The sequence below is a fragment of the Mesorhizobium sp. CNPSo 4684 genome (assembly GCF_057784315.1).
Map to the genome: position 1 here is coordinate 181,103 of NZ_JBWLUX010000006.1, position 23,567 is coordinate 204,669.

17 protein-coding genes are annotated in these 23,567 nt (G+C 62.9%); 6 read left to right on the forward strand and 11 right to left on the reverse strand.

Features of this window, described 5'->3' with window-relative positions; genetic code table 11:
- Positions 1-97 precede the first annotated feature (97 nt).
- Positions 98-652 (reverse strand): 16S rRNA (guanine(966)-N(2))-methyltransferase RsmD, encoded by a 555-nt coding sequence (rsmD, locus tag AC04SG_RS07675; protein WP_488550532.1) that lies wholly within the window; start codon positions 650-652, stop codon positions 98-100.
- 30 nt (positions 653-682) lie between these two features.
- Positions 683-2,788, reverse strand: a complete 2,106-nt coding sequence (locus AC04SG_RS07680) for a pseudouridine synthase (RefSeq protein ID WP_488550533.1) — start codon at positions 2,786-2,788, stop codon at positions 683-685.
- Positions 2,789-2,968: 180 nt separating this feature from the next.
- Between AC04SG_RS07680 and AC04SG_RS07685 the strand changes: the two genes are divergently transcribed.
- Entirely contained in the window at positions 2,969-3,421 is a 453-nt protein-coding gene (locus AC04SG_RS07685; RefSeq protein WP_488550534.1) for a nucleoside deaminase, read from the forward strand.
- Positions 3,422-3,449: 28 nt separating this feature from the next.
- On the opposite strand, the gene AC04SG_RS07690 is transcribed toward AC04SG_RS07685, so the two are convergent.
- From AC04SG_RS07690 to AC04SG_RS07700, 3 genes are all read right to left on the reverse strand, one after another.
- Positions 3,450-4,133: a hypothetical protein gene (locus AC04SG_RS07690; protein ID WP_192252854.1), complete on the reverse strand. Its 684-nt coding sequence runs from the start codon at positions 4,131-4,133 to the stop codon at positions 3,450-3,452.
- Between the two features lie 199 nt (positions 4,134-4,332).
- Positions 4,333-7,308: an isoleucine--tRNA ligase gene (gene ileS / locus AC04SG_RS07695; protein ID WP_488550535.1), complete on the reverse strand. Its 2,976-nt coding sequence runs from the start codon at positions 7,306-7,308 to the stop codon at positions 4,333-4,335.
- Positions 7,309-7,592: 284 nt separating this feature from the next.
- Positions 7,593-8,381: a MipA/OmpV family protein gene (locus tag AC04SG_RS07700; protein ID WP_488550536.1), complete on the reverse strand. Its 789-nt coding sequence runs from the start codon at positions 8,379-8,381 to the stop codon at positions 7,593-7,595.
- Positions 8,382-8,602: 221 nt separating this feature from the next.
- Between AC04SG_RS07700 and AC04SG_RS07705 the strand changes: the two genes are divergently transcribed.
- Positions 8,603-9,157 carry an HdeD family acid-resistance protein gene (locus AC04SG_RS07705; RefSeq protein ID WP_112564910.1) on the forward strand — a complete coding sequence of 185 codons (555 nt, stop codon included), beginning with the start codon at positions 8,603-8,605 and terminating at the stop codon, positions 9,155-9,157.
- Between the two features lie 12 nt (positions 9,158-9,169).
- On the opposite strand, the gene AC04SG_RS07710 is transcribed toward AC04SG_RS07705, so the two are convergent.
- Both AC04SG_RS07710 and AC04SG_RS07715 read right to left on the reverse strand, forming a co-directional pair.
- A complete protein-coding gene (locus AC04SG_RS07710; protein WP_488550537.1) occupies positions 9,170-10,153 on the reverse strand; it encodes a bifunctional riboflavin kinase/FAD synthetase in 984 nt (327 codons plus the stop codon).
- Positions 10,154-10,163: 10 nt separating this feature from the next.
- Complete coding sequence (locus AC04SG_RS07715) at positions 10,164-11,024, reverse strand: TIGR01459 family HAD-type hydrolase (RefSeq protein ID WP_488550538.1); 861 nt, start codon at positions 11,022-11,024, stop codon at positions 10,164-10,166.
- Between the two features lie 341 nt (positions 11,025-11,365).
- On the opposite strand from AC04SG_RS07715, the gene AC04SG_RS07720 reads away from it, so the two are divergent.
- The 3 genes from AC04SG_RS07720 to AC04SG_RS07730 all read left to right on the forward strand — a co-directional run bounded on the left by AC04SG_RS07720 (position 11,366) and on the right by AC04SG_RS07730 (position 16,351).
- A complete protein-coding gene (locus tag AC04SG_RS07720) occupies positions 11,366-13,282 on the forward strand; it encodes a vWA domain-containing protein (RefSeq protein ID WP_488550539.1) in 1,917 nt (638 codons plus the stop codon).
- Positions 13,283-13,472: 190 nt separating this feature from the next.
- Positions 13,473-15,434 carry a TadE/TadG family type IV pilus assembly protein gene (locus AC04SG_RS07725; RefSeq protein ID WP_488550540.1) on the forward strand — a complete coding sequence of 654 codons (1,962 nt, stop codon included), beginning with the start codon at positions 13,473-13,475 and terminating at the stop codon, positions 15,432-15,434.
- A gap of 284 nt (positions 15,435-15,718) precedes the next feature.
- On the forward strand, positions 15,719-16,351 hold the full coding sequence (locus tag AC04SG_RS07730) for a LysE family translocator (RefSeq protein WP_023742986.1): 633 nt from the start codon (positions 15,719-15,721) through the stop codon (positions 16,349-16,351).
- A gap of 47 nt (positions 16,352-16,398) precedes the next feature.
- Here AC04SG_RS07730 and AC04SG_RS07735 read toward each other — a convergent pair whose 3' ends face one another.
- Both AC04SG_RS07735 and AC04SG_RS07740 read right to left on the reverse strand, forming a co-directional pair.
- Positions 16,399-17,262, reverse strand: coding sequence for a dienelactone hydrolase family protein (locus tag AC04SG_RS07735; RefSeq protein WP_488550541.1), 864 nt, complete (start codon positions 17,260-17,262; stop codon positions 16,399-16,401).
- A gap of 55 nt (positions 17,263-17,317) precedes the next feature.
- Positions 17,318-18,142: a DUF2189 domain-containing protein gene (locus AC04SG_RS07740; RefSeq protein ID WP_488550542.1), complete on the reverse strand. Its 825-nt coding sequence runs from the start codon at positions 18,140-18,142 to the stop codon at positions 17,318-17,320.
- 184 nt (positions 18,143-18,326) lie between these two features.
- On the opposite strand from AC04SG_RS07740, the gene AC04SG_RS07745 reads away from it, so the two are divergent.
- Positions 18,327-18,845, forward strand: coding sequence for a CAP domain-containing protein (locus AC04SG_RS07745; RefSeq protein ID WP_488550543.1), 519 nt, complete (start codon positions 18,327-18,329; stop codon positions 18,843-18,845).
- Between the two features lie 30 nt (positions 18,846-18,875).
- On the opposite strand, the gene AC04SG_RS07750 is transcribed toward AC04SG_RS07745, so the two are convergent.
- A complete protein-coding gene (locus AC04SG_RS07750) occupies positions 18,876-21,554 on the reverse strand; it encodes an EAL domain-containing protein (RefSeq protein ID WP_488550544.1) in 2,679 nt (892 codons plus the stop codon).
- A gap of 296 nt (positions 21,555-21,850) precedes the next feature.
- Positions 21,851-23,386 (reverse strand): DHA2 family efflux MFS transporter permease subunit, encoded by a 1,536-nt coding sequence (locus AC04SG_RS07755; RefSeq protein ID WP_488550545.1) that lies wholly within the window; start codon positions 23,384-23,386, stop codon positions 21,851-21,853.
- Between the last annotated feature and the right edge of the window lie 181 nt (positions 23,387-23,567).

A 23,567-nucleotide genomic window follows, 5' to 3' on the forward strand; every position in this document is an offset into this window, starting at 1 on the left:
ACGATAGGCAAGGTTAGCCACCGAGGCAAAGTGAATTGTGCGTCATTTTGAAGGCGCTGTTTCTTCCTTCTCCCTCGTGGGAGAAGGTGGAGCCTAATCACCCAGCCTCGATGAACCGGATCACCGTCTCGCCGTAGTTGCGCTCATCAACCACCGAGAATTCAGGCCCAACCTCGAAGGGCGCCGAGGCGGCTTCCTCGACCACGCAGAGCGCGCCGGGCAGCAGCCAGCCGCCTGCCTTGGCCGAACGCAGTGCGCGCTCGCCGAGACCTTTGCCATACGGCGGATCGGCGAAGATCAGGCCAAAGGCGGCAAGCGTGCCGGCGTCGCCCAAGGCAGTCGCGTCGCGGCGAAAGATCTTGGTGCGGCCGGTGAGGCCAAAGGCTTCGACATTGGTGCGGATCAGGCCGCGCCCTTCCGCCGATTCCTCGATGAAGACGCCATAGGAGGCGCCGCGCGACAGCGCTTCAAGGCCGAGCGCGCCGGTGCCGGCGAACAGGTCGAGCACACGCGCGCCCTCGAGCTTGTCGGCGAAGCGGTGCGCCAGCACGTTGAAGACGGCCTCGCGGGCGCGGTCGGTGGTCGGGCGGATGGCATGGTCGCGCGGCGTCGCCAACGGACGCCCGCGAAATTGGCCGCCGACGATCCTCATTTAAGTCCGGGTCTCATTTAAGTCCGGCTCTCATCTGGTCCGGGGGCCCTTGGGACCGTTGCGCGGCCGCTCACCGCCCCGACCGCCATCCGGACGCTCGCCGCGCGGCTTGCCAAACGGCTTGGCGCCACCCGGCTTGCCATAGGCCGGCTTGAACGAGGCCTTGCGCGCCTTGGCGTTGGCCGCCTTGGCGGCATCGGCTTCCGCCCTGCCCTTGCCGATCGGGCGCGCACCCGGCGCCATCCAGACATTGGCCTTGCGCTGGCCCGGCGGCTCGATCGGCCGCTGCTCGCGCTCAGGTTTTTTGCCGCCACGCGGTTTGTCACCAAAGGCGCCACGGGGTTTATCGCCGAAGCCACCGCGGGGCTTATCGCCGAAATTGCCGCGCGGCTTGTCTGAAAACTCGCCGCGCTCGGGTCGCGGGCCGCGTTCGCCAAAGCTCTTTTCCGGCCTTGCACCCCTTTCAGGGCTGGTCGACAGCTTGCCCAACGCCTCGTCGCGGCTGCCCTCGCGGCGCTTGCGGTTCTTGATCAGACCGCCCTCGCCGATCGGCCGGCGGTCGCCCTCGCGGGTGAATTTCGGTCGTTCGGGCTCCACTTCGCGCTCACGCCGCACCGGCTGGTTGGAGAACGGCTTGGTGATCTCGGCGTCGAAATTGGCACCGGAATCCTCGATCAGGCGTTCGCCGAGCTGGTCGCGCAAGACGCGGCCCTTGATCTCCAGCACATGGCCTTCGGCGAGGTCGTCGAGCTGGAACGGCCCGTAGGAGATGCGGATCAGCCGCGTCACGTCGAGGCCGAGCGAACCGAGGATGTTCTTCACTTCCCGATTCTTGCCTTCGCGCAGGCCGATCGTCAGCCAGGCGTTGGTGCCTTGCTCACGGTCGAGCGTCGCCTCGATGGCGCCGTAGAAGACGCCGTCGACGGCAATGCCTTCACGCAGGCCCGCGAGCATGCTTTCCTCGACCTTGCCATGAACGCGCACGCGGTAACGGCGCAGCCAGCCGGTGGCAGGCAGTTCGAGCACGCGCGACAGACCGCCATCATTGGTGAGCAGCAGCAGGCCTTCGGTGTTGATGTCGAGCCGGCCGATGGTCATCAGCCGCGGCAATTCGGCGGGCAGCACGTCGAACACGGTCTTGCGCCCCTCGGGGTCGCGGTTGGTGGTAACGACTCCGGCCGGCTTGTGAAACAGGAAGAGCCTTGTGCGCTCGATCGGCGGAATTTCCATGCCGTCGAGATGGATGATGTCGCCGGGCATGACGTTGAAGGCCGGTGAGGTCAAAATCCGGTTGTTGACCTTGACGCGGCCGGCCGCGATCAGATCCTCGGCATCGCGTCGCGAAGCAAGGCCGGCGCGGGCCAGCCGCTTGGCGATGCGCTCGCCGGCTTCTTCCGTCTCCACGGCGCGCGGACGCGGCTTGAAGCCGCTGCCGGATACACCTTGCGGCCGGTCACCACCGAAATCGCGCTTGGGGCGATCCGCGAAGTCACGCTTGGGCCGATCACCGGCGTCGCGCTGCGGACGATCGCCGAAATCGCGCTTTGGCCGGTCGAAACGGTTTTCGCCTTCGCGCGGTGCGTAGGGCTTGCGCGGACCTTCGCGCTTCTCGTAGGGCTTGCCCTCGGTACGCGGCCCCTTGCTGAACGGCCGGTCGCCGCTCTTGAAGTCGCGCTTCGGTCGTTCGCCATCGGCCGCCATCGGCCGGTCGCCGCGCGGCGCATAGGGCTTGCGCGGCCCTTCGCGCTTTTCGAAAGGCTTGCCTTCGGGACGCGGCCCCTTGCTGAACGGCCGGTCGCCGCTCTTGAAGTCGCGCTTGGGCCGCTCGCCATCGGCTGCCATCGGCCGGTCGCCGCGCGGCGCATAAGGCTTGCGCGGACCTTCGCGCTTTTCGAAAGGCTTGCCTTCGGGGCGCGGACCCTTGCTGAACGGCCGGTCGCCGCTCTTGAAGTCGCGCTTCGGCCGCTCGCCTTCAGCCGCTGCCGGCCGGGCACCGCGTGGCGCATAGGGTTTCTTGGCCCCGAAGGAAGGCTTGCCGCCCTTGCCGGCGGCGCCATCACGGCGCGGCCCCGCGGCTCTCGGACCGCTTTTGCCCGGGCCTTTGTGGCGCGGGGATTTCTTGTCGTTGTCGTCCATGTGGCCTTTGTCCGTTTGCGCTGCTACAGCGTGGCGCATCCTTTGGGGCGCGCAACGAACGCTATAGCACTTTGATGTGGCGCATGATCATTTCCGAAAATCTGTTCCGATGTTCGGGTTGACGCGCTCCATAACAGGATCACAGCTAAGTGGCGAGGAGATAATCAGGATGCAAACCGCGTGAAGCGGCCGGATTTCATGGCGCTGGCGCTGAAAGAGGCGCAAGCCGCCGCCTTGCGCGGCGAAGTTCCCGTCGGCGCCGTCATCGTCAGCGGCGACACCGTGGTGGCATCCGCCGGCAACCGTACCCGTGAACTTGCCGATCCGACGGCACATGCCGAAATGCTGGCGATCCGCGCGGCCTGCCAGAAGCTCTCCAGCGAGCGGCTGACCGGACACGACCTCTATGTGACGCTGGAGCCCTGCGCCATGTGCGCCGGCGCCATTTCCTTCGCCAGGCTGCGCCGGCTCTATTTCGGCGCGGCCGACGAGAAGGGCGGCGCGGTGGTCAACGGCGTGCGCTTCTTCGCCTCACCGACCTGCCACCATACGCCCGATATCTATCCGGGCATGGCCGAAGCCGATGCGGCCTTGCTGCTCAAGGAATTCTTTCGGGAAAGGCGCGAGACGTAGGCCCCGCCAACGATGGCGGGCGGTATCCCTACCAGGAAGGCAGCCAGTCGAAGAGCCCGCCGCTCTTGCTCTTGGCGGCTGCCTCTTTCTTGAGGCGGCGTTCCTTCTTGTATTCGTCCTCGCCGAGTTCGCCCTGCGGCGCGGTGTCGGCGGCGGCGCGATAGGCCAAAGGCGGCTCGCTCAGATATTTGCGCGTGGTGGGATCGCCCTGCTTGCCCTCAGCCGTACGGCGCTGGATTTCGGCGGCGCGGCCCTTGTCCGAATCCGCCGGCGACCAGCGTGGCGGGTGGCTCGAGGCCGAATCCGCCATCGCCTTCTTCACCGCAGCCGGATCGGTCTGCACATCATCGACAATCTGTGACTGATAGGACGGATCATCCTGGTGGGCGGTGGCGTCGGCACGCAGGCGGGCGCGGCGCTGCTCGGGCGATTCGGGCCAATCGGTGCTCGCCGTCTCGATGCTTTCCTGGGGCGCCGGCAGCGCCTCCTTTTGCCCTGGCGCGGGCTTCACCAGCTCCGGACGGGGCTTGTAGTCGATCTGTTGCTTGCGCTTCGGCGAGATTGAAAAGGCGCCGGACAGGTCGCCGGCAAGCTGCTCGCCAGCCGTCTTGTCGGTGCCGTAGGTGGGCGAACTCATGCAGCCGGACAGAGCGAGGCCGGACGCGACAAGCGGCGCCAGCAGCGCAACGCGCACGGAAGTTCTGTCGGTCATGCCAAAAAGTCCCACTCTAGACAGCCTCTCGATCGTCACCGGCCAAAGGTCCGGTCCCCATCGTCCACGCTCTTGCGACGGAAATCCGGCGACAATTTGTCTTCCGGAGTTTCGCGTGTTTACCTCAACCACTCGTTAAGGGCAACGCGCGGGCGGTTTTCGCCCACCCGGCGTGGCTTCTATGCACCGGCTTAGGGACTCACAAACGTCCCAGAGCCTGCAGCTCATGCAGCACCGCGGCATCGCGGGCCGAAACGTCGGGGAATTCGGCATCCTGCCCGACATCGGCCGTATAGCGCCACGAACGCGCGCATTTGACCAGGCCCCGGTCCTCGGCCTTTTCGACAACGACGGCGACTCCTTTGACATCGTCGAGCGCAAAGGCGCCTTCCGGCGCCTTGCCATGGGCGATGACGAGATCGCTGGTGATCGCCATTTCGGCCATGTCGACATCGGCGATTGCAGCTTCAAGCGCGGCATCGTCGAGCGTCACGACCGGCACGGCTTCCAGCGACGAGCCGATGACCTTCTGGGCGCGCGCGATCTCGAGGGCGCCGGTGACGACACGGCGAACCTGCCGCACCTTGCGCCATTTCTCGGCCAGCGCCTCGTTCTTCCAGTTGGCCGGAATCTCAGGGAACTGGTCGAGATGCAACGAAACGGCATCGGGATGACGGTCGAGCCAGGCTTCTTCCATGGTGAAAGGCAGCATCGGCGCCAGCCATTTCACCAGGCAGTCGAAGAGGTGGCGCACCACCTGCACCGAGGCCTTGCGCTTCACGCTGGAAGGTCCGTCGCAATAGAGTGCGTCCTTCCTGATGTCGAAATAGAAGGCCGACAGCTCGACGACCATGAAGTCGAGCAAAGTGCGGGTTATGCGCTTGAACTCGAACGTGTCGTAGCCCGAGCGCACCACCTCATCCAGCTCAGCCAGCCGGTGCAGCATCAGCCGCTCCAGTTCCGGCATCTTTTCCAGCGGCACCTCCTCGCCATCGTCATGGGCCAGCGTGCCCAGCATCCAGCGGATGGTGTTGCGGAGCTTGCGGTAGGCGTCGATGTTGGTCTGCAGCACGTTCTTGCCGAGCCGCTGGTCTTCCCAATAATCTGTCGTCACCACCCACAACCGCAGGATATCGGCGCCGGACTGTTTGATGACGTCCTGCGGCACGACGGTGTTGCCGAGCGACTTCGACATCTTGCGGCCCTCCTCATCCATGGTGAAGCCATGGGTGACGACGGTGTCGTAGGGCGCCCTGCCCCTGGTGCCGCAGCTTTCGAGCAGCGAGGAGTGGAACCAGCCGCGATGCTGGTCGGAGCCTTCGAGATAGACGTCGGCCGGCCATTTCAGGTCCGGACGGTCTTCCAGCGTGAAGACATGCGTCGAGCCCGAATCGAACCAGACGTCGAGGATGTCCATCACCTGCTTCCATTTGGAGGCATCGTGATTACCGAGGAAGCGCTCCTTGGCGCCGGCAGCGAACCACGCGTCGGCGCCTTCCTGTTCGAAGGCATCCATGATGCGCTGGTTGACCGCTTCGTCCTTCAGCACATTGCCGTCCTCGTCGGCAAAGACGGCGATGGGCACGCCCCAGGCGCGCTGGCGCGACAGCACCCAGTCAGGGCGCTCCTCGATCATGGCGCGGATGCGGTTCTGGCCGGCCGCCGGCACGAAACGCGTGTCGTCGATGGCCTTCAGCGCGCGGCTGCGCAGCGTCGTGCCGTCGCCGAGGTCCTTGTCCATATAGACGAACCATTGCGGCGTGTTGCGGAAGATGATCGGCTTCTTCGAGCGCCATGAGTGCGGGTAGCTGTGTTTGAGCCGGCCGCGCGCGAACAGCGCGTTGCGCTTGATCAGCTCGTCGATCACCGCCTGGTTGGCATTGCCCTTCTTGCCGTTGTCGTCGAGGACGCGCGCGGCGCCGCCCTCGCGGTCCGGGCCGAAGCCCGGCGCGTCCTTGGTGAAGAAGCCGCCATCGTCGACGGGAAACGGGATCGCGGTGTCGATACCGCGCTTGAGCAGCTCGGCCACCGCATCCGTCCAGGCGTCGAAGTCCTCTCGGCCGTGGCTGGGCGCGGTGTGAACGAAACCCGTGCCGGCGTCGTCGGTGACATGGTCGCCGGCGATCATTGGCACGGGGAATTCATAGCCGCCGCCCAGCCCCCTGAAAGGATGCGAAAGCGTAAGGCTTGCAACCTGTTCGCTTGAGACGCTGTGAAGCCGAGTCAACGTGACCTTGGCTTTTGCCGCCGCGTCCTCGGCCAGTGCATCGGCGAAGATCAGCTTCTCGCCGGGCTGCGGGCCGAAGGCATTCTCGGCCGCCGTCACCGTGTAGAGGCCATAGGCGACGCGAGGCGAATAGCTGACGGCGCGGTTGCCGGGCAGCGTCCAGGGCGTCGTTGTCCAGATGACGACATGGGCCTCGAGCAGGTCGAGCGAGGATTCCGACAGCACCGCAGCCTGCGCGTCCTCGGCACCGGTAACCGGGCGAGCAAGGCTGGCGACCGGGAATTTCACCCAGATCGTATCGCTCTCATAGTCCTGGTATTCGACCTCGGCCTCGGCCAGAGCGGTGCGCTCGACCACGCTCCACATCACCGGCTTGGAGCCGCGATAGAGCTGGCCCGACATGGCGAATTTCAACAGCTCGCCGGCGATGCGCGACTCCGCGTGGAAAGCCATCGTCGTATAGGGGTTCTTGAAGTCGCCGACGACGCCGAGCCGCTGGAATTCGCCGCCCTGGACCGAGATCCAGTGCGCGGCGAAGTCGCGGCATTCCTTGCGGAATTCGTTGACCGGCACCTCGTCCTTGTTCTTGCCCTTGGCGCGGTACTGCTCCTCGATCTTCCATTCGATCGGCAGGCCATGGCAGTCCCAGCCCGGCACATAGTTGGCGTCGTAGCCACGCATCTGGAACGAGCGGGTGATGACGTCCTTGAGGATCTTGTTCAGCGCATGGCCGATATGGATGTTGCCGTTGGCGTAGGGCGGGCCGTCGTGCAGAACGTATTTTTCGCGGCCGGCGGCCTTCTCGCGCAGCTTGCGATAAAGGTCCATGTCCTGCCAGCGCTTGACCAGCAGCGGCTCTTTCTCCGGCAAGCCGGCGCGCATCGGGAAATCCGTCTGCGGCAGATAAAGCGTCTTGGAATAGTCGATCGTTTCAACAGTGTCGGTCATTTGGTCTGCCATGTGCATTGCCCGGCGGCATCGAAGCTCGGGCGTGAAGTCTTCGGTTGACGCATATCATTTTCCCAAAACCGGACCCACTTTTGGGCGATATGCGTTGATGTTCTGGAAAAAGCGCGAGGGGGCGCGCAGAAACTCCCGGCGGCTCCGGCGGCGCTCAGGCCACCCGGAACACCGGGCCTGTAATTCGTATCGCGATCGCGAAAAGGCGCGAAAAGCTGGTCATGGCTGGGCTTTTAGCCGAAGCTACGGCAGGAATAAAGCGCCGAAATCGCCTACATTGAAAAGTTGAAACGGTAGGTGGTCGAGACACCGACGGTGAACTGGTCGCGCTGGCCGCGCTCCTTGACCAGGCTGGAATCGGCGGCCGGGCCCCTCAGGCGCGCATATTCGCCGAATAGGCTGGCGGTCATCGGCTCCGTCACCTTCCAGGTGATGGCGCCGCCGAGGCCGGTCGATTTCAGGCCGCCGCCGGGATGGTATTCGCTGAGGCCCGATGCCGCGGCCTCCTTGGCGTTGACGCCGTAATAGGAGTCGAAATAGCCCGACGAGGCGAACGACACGCGCGGGCCGCCCGAAATCCTGACCGTCGGCGTCACATCGTAAAACGCATCGGCGGCGATGTCGGCGACAAAGCCGTCATGGGCACGGATGCCGTGGCGCAGTTCGGCGCGGGCGCGCAGCCAGTCCGTCGGGTAGAATTCGAAGAATCCGCCGACCTCGCCGCCCCAGCGCACCGGGTCGAGGCCTTTCAGCTCATCCTTGCTGCTGCGCGAAAACAGGAACTTTCCGGTCAGGCCGGCGCGGACGCCGCCATCGTCGACCAATGCCAGCGAAATGTTGTCATTGCGCGAGGTGAAGCGGGCGGCGGGGCCGACCTTGCCCAGTGAGATGATCGGCGTGGCGCTGAGCAGAAGACTGTTGGCGCCCTCGAATTTCGGCGCGACCATGCCGGTGGCGCCAAGCGTCAGATACCAGTCGCCCGAGAGCCAGCCGAAGGTGCCCCCGCCTGCGTTTGCCACCGTGGGCGCACCCAGCATGATCGCCGCCACAACCGCAGACATTTTCCCGACCGGACTCATGGTCACTCCACTAACACAACACAGCCGCGCCCCCGGCCACAGCTTTGACGGCCGTTTGGTAAAATTTGATTTAAGTCCGAGACAGAGATCGCGGTTTGCAGTTGTCCGCAGTCGCTGGACGGGTGCCGACGCCGGGACTAACCTCAGGGACGGCGACAAGCCAGGCGATCTTTGATGCAAAGTGACTTTGAGGAGATGCGGCTATGACCCTGCACGGTGACACCCTGAAAGACGCGATCGGCCGGACACGAGACAAATGGGGATGGTTCGTCGCGCTCGGCGTGCTGCTGCTCATTTTCGGCGGCATTGCCTTCGGCAATCTGTTCATCGCCACCGTCGCCTCGGTCTATGTTGTTGGCTGGCTGATGCTGATGGCCGGCATCATCGAGATCGTGCATGCCTTCGGGGTGAAGAGCTGGAGCCGCTTCTTCTATTGGCTGCTCAGCGGCCTGCTCTATGCGGTTGCCGGCTTCTTCGCCTTCGACAATCCGCTGCTGGCATCGACGGTGCTGACCTTGCTGCTGGCAGTGGCGCTGGTCGCCTCGGGCGCGCTCAGGGCCTGGGTCGGTTACAGCCACCGGCCGGAAAATGGCTGGGGCTGGGTCGTCGCGGCGGGCCTGATCAGCGTGCTGGCGGGCCTGACCATCGCCATGGGCTGGCCGGTCAACAGCCTGTGGGTGCTCGGCCTGTTCCTGGCCATCGACCTGATCTTCCAGGGCTGGAGCTTCATCGCCCTCGGACTTGCCTTGAAGCGGTAGGCGGCCGGACGCTCAAAAAGCGATCGCGCTGTCGAGTTGCGACAGCGGCCTGACGCCGGCCAGCAGCGCGCGTGCCTCCGCCTCGTCGCGCTTGATCTGCGCCACCAGCGCATCGAGCCCGTCGAACTTCACCTCGGGGCGGAGGAAGCCGAAGAACGAGACTTCGCAGATCTCGCCATAGAGATCGCCGGAAAAGTCGAAGACAAAGGTTTCGAGCAGCGGCGCGCCATTGTCGTCGACGGTCGGGCGGCGGCCGAAGCTGGCCACGCCGTCATAAAGCGTGCCATCGGCGCGGCGGAAGCGGACAGCATAAATCCCTTCCTTCAGTTCAGCTTCCGGAGAAAGCCTCATGTTGGCTGTCGGGAAGCCGAGCGTGCGGCCGAGCCGCTGGCCGCCGATGACTTCGCTTTCGACGGTGAAGCGGTAGCCGAGCAGGCCGGCGGCCTCGGCGACTTCGCCCTCGCACAACAATGCGCGGATGCGGCTCGACGACACCACCTCGGCGCCTTCGTCGCGAAAGGCGTCGACCAAAGTGACGCCGAAACCGTGGCGCTCGCCTGCCGCCATCAGAAAGGCCGGGCCGCCTTGCCGGTCCTTGCCGAAGTGGAAATCGAAGCCGGTGACGGCATGGGTGATGCCGAGGTTCCTTTCCAGCACATCGGTCACGAAAGCCTCGGCCGACAGGCCGGCAAAGGCGCGCGTGAATGGCTGTTCGACGAGTGCTGCAAAGCCCAGATGCGCCAACAGCCGCGCCTTCATCGGCGGCGGCGTCAACACGAACAGCGGCATATCGGGCCTGAACACCTTGCGCGGATGCGGCTCGAAGGTCAGCACCAGCGCCGGCACGCCGCGCCGCCTGGCTTCGGCAAGCGCGCGTTCGAGCACGGCCTGGTGGCCGCGGTGAACGCCGTCGAAATTGCCGATCGCCACCACGCCGCCACGCAAGTGCGCCGGCAGCGGCGCGGTCGCGGAAATATGGTCGAAGGCTGCGCTCATGGAAGCGACCCTACTGCAGTCTCGGAATGACGGCGACCGGCCGGTAGCCGTGCTTTTGCAGAAAGGCTGCAAGCCTGGCAGGGTCCGGCTGCATGGGATCGCCATAGTCGCGCGCGTGAATGCCGCCCGACACGTAAAGCACGTCGATGCCATTATCGGCGGCGCCCTTGACGTCGGTCAGCATGCCGTCGCCGATGGCCAGCACCTCCGAGCGCTCGACGTCACGGCCAAGAAGCAAGGCGAGCTCCCGCATTGCTGCGTCATAGACCGGCGCATAGGGTTTTCCGGCGATCAGCGTGCGGCCGCCGAGCTGGGCATAGTCGCGGGCCAAGGCCCCGGCGCACCAGATCATGCGCTCGCCTCGCTCGACCACGATGTCGGGGTTGGCGCAGATAAAAGGCAGGTTCCTGGCCCGCAGTCGGCGCAGCAGTTCGGCGTAATCCTCAGGTGTTTCCACCTCGTCGTCGAACAGGCCGGTGCAGACAACGCCGGAGGCTTCGAACTCCTCGACGAGATCGACGTCGAGACCGTCATAGAGGGTGAAGTCGCGGTCGGCGCCGATGTGGAAGATTTTTCGCGGGCCTTCGGCGATGAGGTCGCGGGTCACATCGCCGGAGGTGACGACACGGTCGTAGGCAGCGGTGGGGACGCCGATCGCATTCATCTGCGCCACCACATCGGCATTGCGGCGTGGTGAATTGGTGATCAGGACAACCGGAACCTTCGCAGAACGCGCAGCGGCAAGCGCCTCGGCGGCCGCCGGGAAATGCCATTCGCCATTGTGGATCACGCCCCAGACATCGCACAGGATGGCCGAGTAGGCTCCCGACAAATCCCCGAGCGAGCCGATGATGTCAGGCGAATCCGCCATGCCGTTTTCCTGATGTGACGATCGTTGCGAGAGCTGCAGCCGACGGTCCGCCGCAACCGGCCCCGCATTAACCGAAGCGTTTCATCCTGTCACCAGCTTTCGGCGTTTTCGACGCCGTCGCGCCACGGGCTGATGGCGATTGCATCTCGATTCAAGCGCCCCTTCCCCAAGCTTCGGTCGATCGAAAAATGTTGCTTCGCCGTTCACCAGGGCCGAGTGGTTAACGAGCCTTGAAATGATGGGCCGATCTTGAACGCATTTCAGCAACCTGAAATTTAACGATTTGTGGGCATCTTCGCGCCGATTTTCGATATTTGGATCCTGGCAGGGGTGCTGAAGGCATGATCCGCAGATTTCTACGCGACAGACGCGGCAATTATGCCTTGATGACGGTGATCGCCATGGTGCCCTTGATGGGCGCCTTGGCACTCGCCATCGACTACACCGAACTGATCCGCCAGCGCCAGGACACGCTGAACGCGCTCGACGCCGCAGGCATCGCCACGGCCCAGCAGATTGTCTCCGGCGCGACCGACGATGCGGCCAAGGCCTATGCCAAGGACTTCTTCGAGGCCAATCTCGGCCACGTTCAACCGGCCAATACGGCGCTGACCGTGACGCTGCCCAACAACAACGCCGGCGGCGGCACGCTGGTTCTGCAAGCCGCCCTGACATACAAGCCGTACTTCGTGCCGGTTGCGGCCATGCTGCTTGGCGAATCCTCCGGCAACACCAACGTCAATTTTACCGCCAGATCAGAGATCCGCCTCAAGAACACGCTGGAAGTGGCGCTGGTGCTCGACAATTCCGCCTCGATGTCCGAACTCGGCAAAGATTCGAACGCGGTCAGGTTCGACTTGCTCAAGAGCGCGGCCAAGCAATTGGTGGATCAGCTTGCCGGCCAGGCGCAGATGATGAAGCAGATAAGCAATCCGGTCCAGTTCAGCCTTGTCCCGTTCGCAGCCTCCGTCAATGTCGGCCCGGCAAACAAAGACGCGACGTGGATGGACACGACAGGCGTCTCGCCCCTCGACCAGGAGAATCTCGATTGGTCGACGCTTACCGCGACTAACTCCCCGAACCAGTACGCGACGAAGTCCGGCAACAACTACTACGCGAAGGGTTCGCTCTGGGATGCCACGCAACTGAACCAGGTGCTGACGCGCTTTTCGCTCTACAAGTGGATGAAGCGCATTTCGTCGTGCACCAAAAACTCGAGTAACGTTTGCACATCCAACATAGTTTACGCGCCGATCGCGACCTGGGGCGGCTGCGTCGAATCCCGCCCGTATCCTTACAATATAGACGATACAGCTGCTTCAACCTCGACACCGGCTACCATGTTCGTGCCGATGTTCGCACCCGACGAGACCGACAATATTGACAGCAGTTCACGGCCGGCGAACAACAACTGGCACCTCGACGTGACGACAAACTCCAACAACGCCACGCGCCAGAAATACATGCCGAAATATTTCAATGCCGGCACCAAGGTAACGCCGGCCTACGGCATGAATGAGGGGCCGAACACAAGCTGCAGCACGACCGCGATCACGCCTTTGACCGACGTGTCTGTCGCTGCCGGGGCGACAGCAGTGAAAGCGGCCATCGACGCCATGGTCGATGTCGGTGCCACCAACGTGCCGGAGGGAATGGCCTGGGGCTGGAGAACCCTTTCGAGCACGGCGCCTTTCACGGAAGGCCGGCCCGAGACCCAAAAGGGCAACGACAAGGTGCTGATCGTCCTAACCGACGGTGCCAACACCTATTACACGCCAACGTCGGTATGGGCGCAGCCTTATTCCAGCACCAACTACAAGAACGGCGGCAACGATCTTGCCGGTTCCAAGGCCATCTACTCGTCCCTGGGATACCTCACCTACCCCAACCAGACCAAACCCTTTAACAGCCCCTATAGCGATGGCCGTATCTTCCTGGGCACCAGCAGCAACGTCAACAAGGGCGATTATTCGAATGCCAACTACACCAAGGCGATGAATGAGCACTTCGCCACGCTTTGCAACAACGCAAAGGCGGCCGGCGTAATCGTCATGACGATCGCGCTCGATCTCGACTCCAGCAAGACGGCCGAAACGGCACAGATGGCCGCCTTGAAAGCCTGCTCGTCGGATTCGCGCTTCCGCAAGGATGCGGCCGGCAATCCGGAGAAACTGTTCTGGAACTCGACGGGTGCCACACTGTCGGATGATTTCAAGAAAATCGGCGACGAACTGTCCAATTTGCGCATCGTCGGCTGATCGGCGCAGTCCTTTGGGACGAGGCGCCCCGTCTCCGGCGGGGCGTTTTGCCTAGAGCAGCCGCCCCCATTTGGTTAGCGCTTGGTGAAGCGCTCGGCGCGCAATCGAGCGGTTTCCCAAACCCGTCCTTCAGCGTTTTGTGAAAGTGTGGCGGCATTGAAGAATCCGCAGGCGGGGCCGCTTACATCACATGCGCAAATTCTGGCGTGACTTCTGGCGCGACCGGCGCGGCAATTATGCTCTCATGACCGTTCTGGCCATGGTGCCGCTGATGGGCGGCGTGGCGATGGCCGTCGACTTCAGCGGCATGGTCAGCGAGAAGCAGAGAGTGGTCAACGCGCTCGACGCCGCCAACTTCGCCACAGCGCGCCGGCTGGTGGAAGGCGCCACCGACGACCAGTTGCGCGCCTATGCGCTCGACTTCTTCAAGGCAAACCTCAACGACGTCGATCCCGCCAACACGACGCTCGACGTTACGCTGCCCAGCAGCACAGCCGGCGGCGGCATCGTCAAGCTTTGCGCAAGCCTGGTCTACAAGCCCTATTTCCTGCCGGCAGCTTCGATGTTGATCGGCAAGACGTCAGGCGACATCGACTACTCCGTGTGCTCGCAGGTGCGGTTGAAGAACACGCTGGAAGTAGCCATGGTGCTCGACAATTCGGGCTCGATGTCGACACCCGGCACCGGCTCCGGACAAAAGCGCATCGACCTTCTCAAACAGGCCGCAAAGCAGCTGGTCGACACGCTTGCCTCGCAGGCGGCGATGATCAAGCAGATCGACAAGCCGGTGCAGTTCAGCCTGGTGCCGTTCGCCGCATCGGTCAATGTCGGCGCCAGCAACGACAATGCGTCATGGATCGACGCCTATGGGCTGTCGCCCATCCATAATGAGAACTTCGACTGGTCGACGCTGAACGCCGCTGACAAATATGCCCAGAAGATCGGTGGCATCTGGTACAAGAAAGGCACCGGCTGGGGTGAGCAGGAGGGGCAGATGCTGACCCGCTTCTCGCTTTACCGTGACATGAAGGTGGTCACCAGCCACGAGCGCATCGTCGGTAGCAAGCGCGTGGTCTGCGACAAATACCGTGCCAATCATACATGCTCGGACAGCCACGACGAATACGACTACACCGACACATACGGACCGTTCGCCAGTTGGCAGGGCTGCGTCGAAGTCCGTCCCTATCCCTATAATGTCAACGACGCGCCAGCCTCTGGCGGACCGAACAACACCGGCACCGGCGTCGGCGACCCCGCGACCATGTTCGTGCCGATGTTTGCGCCAGACGAGCCGGGCAACCACTGGTATATCACGCAGGATCCGGATGAGCCGAAGCCGGTGACCTATGGCGCGGTCAACAGCTGGTGGAACGACGATCCATCGAGCACCACCGGCAAGACCAGGCAGTCCAACATGGCCAAGTATTTCCAGCCGCGGCCGATCAATGCGCCGGTGCTGTCGAAAGGCGCCGGGCCTAATTACAGCTGCACCACGACGCCGATCACGCCGCTGACCGATGTCACCAACGCCGACGGGCTGGCCAAGATCAAGGCTGCGATCGACCTGATGGCACCCAACGGCAACACAAATGTGCCGGAAGGCATGGCGTGGGGCTGGCGCACCGTCTCCAGCACCGAGCCCTTCACCGAGGGACGCCCGGAGACCGAGCGCGGCAACGACAAGGTGGTCATCGTGCTTACCGACGGCGAGAACACCTATTCGACGCCGAGCTCCGACCCCGCCGGCAACAAGTCGACCTATGCCGGCTATGGCTATACCGGCGTCGGCTACAATGGCACTGCGGTCACCCGCCTGTTCGGCGGCACGTCGAGCGCCATCGGACAGTTCAACTATTCGTCGAGCAACTACACCGCCGCGCTCAACGAGCAGATGACGACCTTGTGCAACAACGCCAAGGCGGCCAACATCATGGTGATGACGGTGGCGCTCGACATGTCGACGACCGACGCCGGCGACAAGAGCGCGATGGACGCGCTGAAGACGTGTTCGTCCGACTCGCGCTTCCGCAAGGATCCAACCGACCCGAGCAAGCCTGCAAAACTGTTCTGGAATGCGACGGGCGCCACGCTGTCGGACAATTTTAAGGAAATCGCCAACGAACTGTCGAACCTGCGCGTGGTGAGCTGAGGGTTGAAGCTGCTGATCTCCCCCCTTGCGGGGGAGATGTCGCCAAAGGCGACAGAGGGGGTCGGTTCGACGGGACGCGACCCCCTTCGTCGCCAGACGAGGCTGGCTCTCCACGCGAGACGACCCCCTCTGGCCTGCCGGCCATCTCCCCCTCAAGGAGGGAGATCAACAGCGTCGCCGCCCTCGCCAATTTTTGACGCTGGCGCAAAGGCTACCGCCATCATGCTCTTGCGGTGAGTCAGAGCGCATGGTGAGTATCGTCACCGCTTCCCGGAGACATACCCGTGCCCGAAACCGCCAACCATCTCGCCTTCGCGCTGGTCTGCCTTGGCATGGTGCTGACGCCCGGGCCGAACATGATCTACCTGATCTCGCGCTCACTGTCGCAGGGCCCGAAGGCCGGGCTGATCTCGCTCGGCGGCGTGGCAGTCGGCTTTTTGTTCTATGTCGTATCGGCTGCGCTGGGCATCACCGCACTGCTGCTTGCCGTGCCGTTCGCCTATGACGCGCTCCGTATTGCCGGCGCGCTCTATCTGCTGTGGCTCGCCTGGCAAGCGGTGCGGCCCGGCGGGCGCTCGCCGTTCCAAGTGCGCGAACTGCCGAAGGACAGGCCGCGCAAGCTGTTCGCCATGGGCCTGATGACCAATCTCCTCAACCCCAAGGTGGCGGTGCTCTATCTATCGCTGCTGCCGCAGTTCATCTCGCTGGGCAAGGGCCATGTGCTGTCGCAGCTTCTGGTGCTCGGCGCCACGCAGATTTCGATCAGCCTGACTGTCAATGCGATCATCGCGGTCACGGCCGGTTCAATCGCCACCTTCCTCGCCGGACGGCCGCTATGGATGGTCATCCAGCGCTGGATGATGGGCACGGTGCTTGCCGCGCTGGCGCTGAAAATGGCAACCGACGCCCAGCGCTGAGGTCGGAGACTCCCCCGCTCAAAAGCGAACCTGTCTCCAGTGAGCTCCTATCCGCTGAAGGCTTGCTTCAGAAACGCTCGGACATCCTTCTCGGATTGCTCGGTCGCAGCCGCATTGTACTCCATCCGGTGACCATACTCCTCAGTGCCGGCCTTCAATCCTCGGGATGTGAATGCGTGCCGAGCGCCCTTGAAGACCTCAAGCTGAACAGCACTTCCCTTGCCGCTGCGCTGCGCCATCATCTCCTGGCATTTTTTGGCAGGGGTCCAATCGTCAAGGTCGCCGATCAGGATCAAGGTTGGGACCGTCACGTCGCCATTTGTCGCCGAACAATCCGGATAGTAGGCGATCGCTGCCTTGAACTTGCCCTCGACCAGCCGCTCGGCGCCACCCAATTGCACGGCGTCGAGTGTTGCGATCCCACCAGCGGAGAACCCCATCAACGCAATGCGCTGCCGGTCGACAAAACTGTATTTCGACAGGAACTCCAAGGCACCGTAGGCGTCATAGACGCGATCAACAGAGTGGAGGCCATCACAGGTCTCCTTTATGCCGCGCGTGCTGAAGCTGTCGACAACGAGGACGACGTACCCCCAGGAAGACAGCAGCTCGGACCCGGATTTCCTCAAACTTGGGAATAGGCCTGAACATCCGTGGAGAACTACGACAGCCGGGAACGGCCCGTCGCCCGGCGGTCGCGTCAGATAGCCGTTTAATGGCGTGCCGGGAGCTGTCTTTAGTACCTGTCCGTTCTGTTGCGCAATGCGCTGCTGAAACGGCGTCGGCTTCACGGCGGCGCTTTCGAATTGCACCGGCTGGTCGGCGCTTGCAGACGCGGCGTGAACATGGCTGGTTAGGCAGAAGCAAGCGGCAAAGCCGATACCTCTGAGCAATTCCAGGAATCTGCTCATCATGGGTCTCTCTCTTGACTTCTTAGGCCGGCTGCACCGGCCGAGGTTGACGCCCCTACATCGGCCGCCGTGTCTGCTGCGCGCGCTCCGGCTCCACCACCTTGCGGTAGAGGTGCCAGGTGGCATGGCCAAGCACCGGCATGACGACGGCGAGCCCGGCAAACAGCGGGATCGAGCCGATCACCAGCAACACTGCGACGAGCAGCCCCCACAGCAGCATCTGCAGCGGATTTGCCATCACCGCGCGCGCCGAGGTCTCGATCGCCGCTACGGCGCCGACGTCGCGGTCGAGCAGCAACGGAAAGGCAACCACCGTCGTCGCCAGCACGATCACGGCAAAGATGAAACCGGCGGCATTGCCGAACACGATCAGCGTCCAGCCCTTGCTGGTCGTCAGCACCTCGCTCAGAAATCCAGCGATCGAAGCCGGCGGCTGATCGCCGAACAGGCTGGTGTAGATCGACTGTGCGGTGAACATCCACAACAGGAACAGCACCAGCAGCATGAAGCCGATGACCGCGATCGACGGCAGCGCCGGCGAGCGGCGCACGTCGAGCGCATGCCACCAGGAGGTGTTCATGCCGAGTTCGCGCCGGCGGCTGATCTCGTAGAGGCCGATCGCCGCGAACGGGCCGACCAGGGCGAATCCCGACATCAGCGGATAGATGAGCTGGATGGCGTTGGAGCCGGAGGTCCACCGCGTCAGGATCAGGCCGACGACGGGATAGATCAGGCAGAGGAACACGTAGTGCGACGGCTTGGCCCAGAAATCGTCGAAACCGAGCTTGAGCGCATCCCAGAGGTCCGCGGTGGAGATATGGCGTACCGTGGGCTGCACATGCATACCGTGCGCGTCCGCCATGACATGAAAGCCGGCCATAACCTTCCTCCCGTGTGTCGGGGCGGTCACCGCCTGGATGGCCGCCCGCAGCTGCCACATATACCTGTGGCAGCATAGCCGATTTGCCAGGGGTTGTCCTCGCAGGGATGGCATTTCGCCGGTCCTCACGCGATTTTCATCGCCCTGCCCGGCAAAAGACATGATCACCGGTATCAGAGGTCGCATGAGCATAGCGACCATCGAAGCCGACCAGCCCCAGATCAATTTCGAACGACGCACGCTGCTAAAGGCCGCCGGCCTTGCCGCGCTGGCCGGGCTTGCCGCCTGCAGTACCGTTTCTCTGCCGACCGGCGAAGGCGCCGGCGTGTCTTCCTCCGCCACGGCCACTCTGGCTGGCATCCGCGCCTCGGCCGGGCTCGGCCCGCTGGCGCCGGATGCGCAGCTCGAACAGGCAGCGCTCCAGCAGGCCGGCTACATGGCCCAGCGCGGCCGCATGAGCCACACCACCGGCTGGGGCAAGGATTTCGCGTCGCGGATGAGGGACAATGGCGTGGGGGGCGCCGCCGGCGAAAACATCGCCGAGGGCCGGTTCGACCAGCGGAAACTGTTCGACATCTGGATGCATTCGGCTGGCCACCGCCACAACATGCTCGATCCGGATTTCAGCCGCTTCGGCCTTGCCTATGTGCGCGACGGACGCGACGGCGCTGTCCGTTACTGGAGCCTGGTGCTGGGAAGGTAAGCGCCTGCGGTTAGCGACGCCAACCCATCGTCAGCCTTTCGCGATGAGCTTGCCGATATCCCCGGCCGACAGCGGTTTGCTGAAATAATTGCCCTGCATTTCGTCGCAATTGTTCTTGCGCAGGAAGGCAACCTGATCATCCGTCTCGACGCCTTCGGCAAGCACCCTCAGGTTCAGCTTTTGACCCAATGAGATGACGGCACTGGTAACCGCCTGATCGTTCTCGTCGGTCGCGAGGTCGTCGATAAAGGACTTGTCGATCTTCAGCCGCTGCACAGGAAAGGTCTTGAGCGCGCTGAGGCTGGAATAGCCGGTTCCGAAATCGTCGATCGATATCTGCACGCCGAGCCCTTGCAGCCCGTTCATCGTTGCGACCGCCAACTCGAAATCCTGCATGATCAGGCTTTCGGTCACCTCGAGCTCGAGATACCTGGCCTCCAGGCCACTTTCGTTCAATGCGTTGACGACGCGGTCGATCAGGTTCTTCTCCCTGAACTGCCGCGCCGACACGTTGACGCAGACGGTGACGGGCGGCAGACCGGCGCGCTGCCAGGCTTTGTTTTGCCGGCAGGCTTCGTGCAGGATCCAGTCGCCGATCGGCACGATCAGCCCGGTCTCCTCGGCGGTCGGGATGAACATCATCGGCGACACCAGGCCTCGCGCCGGGTGGTTCCAGCGTACCAACGCTTCGACGGCCAGGATCAGACCCGACCGCAGATCGATCTGCGGCTGGTAGAGCAGCGCGAATTCCGAACGGGCGAGCGCGTTTCGCAATTCCCCCTGAAGCAGGAATTTTTCGTGTGCGCTCGAGTTGAACTCGGGGGCATAGAACTGGAAATTGTCGCGGCCGAATTCCTTGGCGCGAGACTTGGCGGCATCGGCATTGGCCAACAGCTTGTCCGGGCTTGTCCCATCCTTCGGGTAATTTGCGATGCCGATGCTGGCCGTTAATCGCAAGCGGTGCTCGGCGACGGGAACCGGCTCGGCAATCGCATCCCTGATCGTCTGCAGGGTTTCCGAAATGACATCGACATTGGTGGGTTGATCGAACAGGACGATGACAAATTCGTCGCCGCCTACCCGCACGACGGTGTCGGTCGCCTTCACGCATCCAACCAAACGGCTCGCAACAGTCTTGAGCAGTTCGTCGCCGGCATTGTGGCCCAACGTATCGTTCACCAGTTTGAAATTGTCGAGATCGATGAACACCACCGCCACCCAGCGATTGTATCGCTGCGCGTAGAGGACCGCCTGGGAAAGCCGATCCTCCAGCAAAGCGCGATTGGGCAGCCCGGTCAGCGCGTCATGGTTGGCCATGAAGTGGATCTGGTCTTCAGCCCGTTTGCGCTCGATCGCGATACCGGCAATGTGGGTGGTGAATTCGATCAGGCGAGTCTCGGCCTCGGTCGGCTCGCGCACGCTCATCGAATACATGGCAAAGACGCCCAGCACGACGCCCTGATGTGACAGGATCGGGGTCGACCAGCACGAACGGTAGCCATAGGGCGTCGCGAGTTCGCGGTAATCCTCCCAGAGCGGATCCTGCAGAATGTCGGCCACGATGACCGGTTCGCGCCGGTAGGCGGCGGTTCCGCACGACCCTGTCTTGGGGCCGATGGCAGATCCATCGATGGCGCTCATATAGGCTTTGGCCAGGCTCGGCGCCGCACCGTGCCGCAAGTGCACGCCATCCTGGTCAAGCAGTAGGACGGAACCGAATATCCCCTTCACTTGGGATTCGACCAAGCGCATGAGGCTGTCGAGCACGTTCTCGAGCGGAGCGCTCGTCGCAATCATCTCCAGAATGTTTGCCTGTCCGCTGCGCAGGACATCGGCCTGCTTGCGGGCGGTAATGTCGCGGGCGATGCCGACCAGACCGAAAATTTCGTTTTGAGCATTGCGCAACGGCACCTTGGTCGAGGAGAACCATTTTACGGTGCCCGACGCATCGACGACAAACTCCTCCGCATCGATCAAGGGTTGTCCGCTTTCGAGCACCGACTGTTCGACTTGCCGGAACCTCTGCGCAACTTCCGGGGGATGGATATCGAAATCGGTCAAGCCGATCATGTCGGCGGTCTTGTCGCGGCCACTGTCAGTCGCAAGTGCGCTGTTGACGACGACGAAGCGGCTTTGCGTGTCCTTGACCCAGAGATAATTGGGCACCCAGTCGATCAGCGCCTGCAACGAGATGCGCTCGTCGACGATCTGTCGACTGGCGGCAAGATCGGTAATGTCCTCATGGGTGGCTACCCAGCTGCCGTCGGGCATCGGCTGGTTGTAAATCTGGATGGCCCGGCCGTCGGCGAGTTTGGCAGTCCAGGTCCTTGGAGCATTGCCTGAATTGACCGATCTCGCCATCGCCAGATAGGCGTCGGTAGCCAGCGCCGCCGTGCCGGCAGCGGCGCGGCGCTCGACGATTTCGCTCAGCGTCAGACCAGGCCGCAACTGCTCGGGTGCGAGGCGGTAGATTTCCGCATAACGGCGATTGCTCAGGATCAGCCGCTCATCGCGGTCGAAAAAGCAGATGCCTTGCGAAATGTTTTCGAGCACCGTCTCGAAGCGCAGCGCCTGTGCTTCGAGTGTCGTGATCGTCGCCCGGAGGTCACGCTCCAGCGACTCATAGGAAACATCGGCCAGTTTTGCCAACGCGGCCAAGCCGGCAGGCTCAGTCGTTTCCGCGGATTTCCTGGATGATTTCGTAGCCAAACAGACCTTCTCCCAGCTGGGTCTGAAAGAACGCAACGATCATTTATGTGCCATGCGACAGTCTGTTGATAGTGTTGGATATGTACTAACAGCATACAAGCCGAACCGAAATCAGACGAGAGGGTTTCTGGTTACCTGAAACTTAAACGCCATTTTCAAATCACCATCGCAGCTACAGAATCGACATTCTTGGATATCTGGAGAGTTTTGCGATCATCCCGGCAACCGTCCGACCTTGCATATTCGCAGGCGCCCGCGACAACGTCATCTGATATCGACAAATATCGACGCGCGTCTCAATCCATATGTGCCGCCGGCGCGGCGCCGGCAACCGGGGCCGTTTTCGGCTTACGCAGCAGAAACACAAACGGGATGGCAATCAGCGTCATCATCATCAGTATTTTGAAGTCGTTGACGTAGGAGATCATCATCGACTGGACGTTGACCATGCGATCCATCTGCGAAAGCGCCATCGGGTCGCCACCAGCTGCCGCCGGCGAAAGCGCCCACAGATTGGGGTTGAACGGGTTGATGAAGGTCGACAGCTCGGTGTGATTGACCTGCGTGTTGCGTACCAGGAGAACCGTCACCACCGACACGCCGATCGAGGAACCCAGATTGCGCACCAGGCTGAACAGCGCCGTGGCGTCGGTGCGGAAGCGCACGTCGAGCGTGGCGAAGGCCACCGTCGACAACGGCACGAACACCATGCCCATGCCCAGCCCCTGGATGACGCCGGAGCTGAGGATCAGCCAATTGTCCATCTGCGGTGTAAAGCCGGCCATGGTGTAGAGCGACTGGGCCGTGAGCAGAAAGCCGATGACGACGAGAATCCTGGCGTCGATCTTGCTCATGAGCCGCCCGACGACAAGCATCGAAATCATCGTGCCGACACCGCGCGGCCCCAAGACGATACCGATGGTGATGGTCGGATAGCCGAAGATGGTCGACAGCATCGGCGGCAACAGCGACATCGAAGCCAGGATCAGCACGCCCATGACGAAGATGAACGCCAGCCCGGTGACGAAATTTTGGTCGAGGAAAATCTTGGGGTCGATGAAAGGACGTTCCGCCGTCACCGTGTGAATGGTGAACACCCAGAATCCGGTGATCGAAAGAGCAAGCTCGATCCAGATTTCGACCGAGGAGAACCAGTCAACCTCGCCGCCGCGGTCGAGCAGCAGTTGCAGCGCGCCGACGCCGAGCGAGATCATGGCGAAACCGAAGAAATCGAAGCTGCGCACCCGCCGGGCAACGACCGGCAGATAGGCGGCCATGCCGAGAAAGGCGATGATGCCGACCGGCAAGTTAATGAAGAACACCCAGCGCCAGTTGAAATTCTCGGTCAGCCAGCCGCCCAGCGTCGGGCCCAGGATCGGCCCCAGCATGATGCCGGCGCCCCAGATGGCCATCGCCTGGCCGTGGCGTTCCCTGGGATTGATATCGAGCAGGAAGGTCTGCGATAGCGGCACGATGGCAGCGCCGAACACGCCCTGCATCAGCCGGAAGAACACTATGCTCTCCAGGCTCCAGGCGATGCCGCACAGCATCGAGAACACGGTGAAGCCGACCACCGCCGCCAGGAACAGTTCCTTGCGGCCGAAGCGGTCGGCCAGCCAGCCGGTGACCGGCGTCATGATGGCGGCGGCAACGATGTAGGAGGTCAACACCCAGTTGATGTTGTCGGGCGAGGCGCCGAGATCACCGGTCATGGTCGGCAGCGCGACATTGGCGATGGTGGTGTCGAGCGCCTGCATGATCGTCGCCAGCATCAACGCCACGGTGATCAGGCCGCGATGCGGCACTTCCTTGAACGGCTCTGGCGTGCTCATGATACGGAACTTCCGACAGGTAACAAAAACGTGTACACTAGGCTTCCGGGCGGCGAGGCCTTCTCTGGTGAAGAGACCCTCATCGCGGTGGGACGCGATCTATCGATGTGGGGGTTACATCGACCGAACGTCTCAACACATCAGGCGCTTACCGCCCGGAAATCCAAGGACCGGAGGATCG

Excerpts from the sequence above, each read along its gene's own strand:
- AC04SG_RS07745 (WP_488550543.1), top strand. The coding sequence starts at position 18,327 with ATGAGCATAGCGACCATCGAAGCCGACCAGCCCCAGATCAATTTCGAA.
- AC04SG_RS07740 (WP_488550542.1), bottom strand. The coding sequence starts at position 18,142 with ATGGCCGGCTTTCATGTCATGGCGGACGCGCACGGTATGCATGTGCAG.
- AC04SG_RS07680 (WP_488550533.1), bottom strand. The coding sequence starts at position 2,788 with ATGGACGACAACGACAAGAAATCCCCGCGCCACAAAGGCCCGGGCAAA.
- AC04SG_RS07720 (WP_488550539.1), top strand. The coding sequence starts at position 11,366 with ATGATCCGCAGATTTCTACGCGACAGACGCGGCAATTATGCCTTGATG.
- rsmD (WP_488550532.1), bottom strand. The coding sequence starts at position 652 with ATGAGGATCGTCGGCGGCCAATTTCGCGGGCGTCCGTTGGCGACGCCG.
- AC04SG_RS07735 (WP_488550541.1), bottom strand. The coding sequence starts at position 17,262 with ATGAGCAGATTCCTGGAATTGCTCAGAGGTATCGGCTTTGCCGCTTGC.
- AC04SG_RS07715 (WP_488550538.1), bottom strand. The coding sequence starts at position 11,024 with ATGGCGGATTCGCCTGACATCATCGGCTCGCTCGGGGATTTGTCGGGA.
- ileS (WP_488550535.1), bottom strand. The coding sequence starts at position 7,308 with ATGACCGACACTGTTGAAACGATCGACTATTCCAAGACGCTTTATCTG.
- AC04SG_RS07755 (WP_488550545.1), bottom strand. The coding sequence starts at position 23,386 with ATGAGCACGCCAGAGCCGTTCAAGGAAGTGCCGCATCGCGGCCTGATC.
- AC04SG_RS07705 (WP_112564910.1), top strand. The coding sequence starts at position 8,603 with ATGACCCTGCACGGTGACACCCTGAAAGACGCGATCGGCCGGACACGA.
- AC04SG_RS07725 (WP_488550540.1), top strand. The coding sequence starts at position 13,473 with ATGCGCAAATTCTGGCGTGACTTCTGGCGCGACCGGCGCGGCAATTAT.
- AC04SG_RS07690 (WP_192252854.1), bottom strand. The coding sequence starts at position 4,133 with ATGACCGACAGAACTTCCGTGCGCGTTGCGCTGCTGGCGCCGCTTGTC.
- AC04SG_RS07710 (WP_488550537.1), bottom strand. The coding sequence starts at position 10,153 with ATGAGCGCAGCCTTCGACCATATTTCCGCGACCGCGCCGCTGCCGGCG.
- AC04SG_RS07700 (WP_488550536.1), bottom strand. The coding sequence starts at position 8,381 with ATGTCTGCGGTTGTGGCGGCGATCATGCTGGGTGCGCCCACGGTGGCA.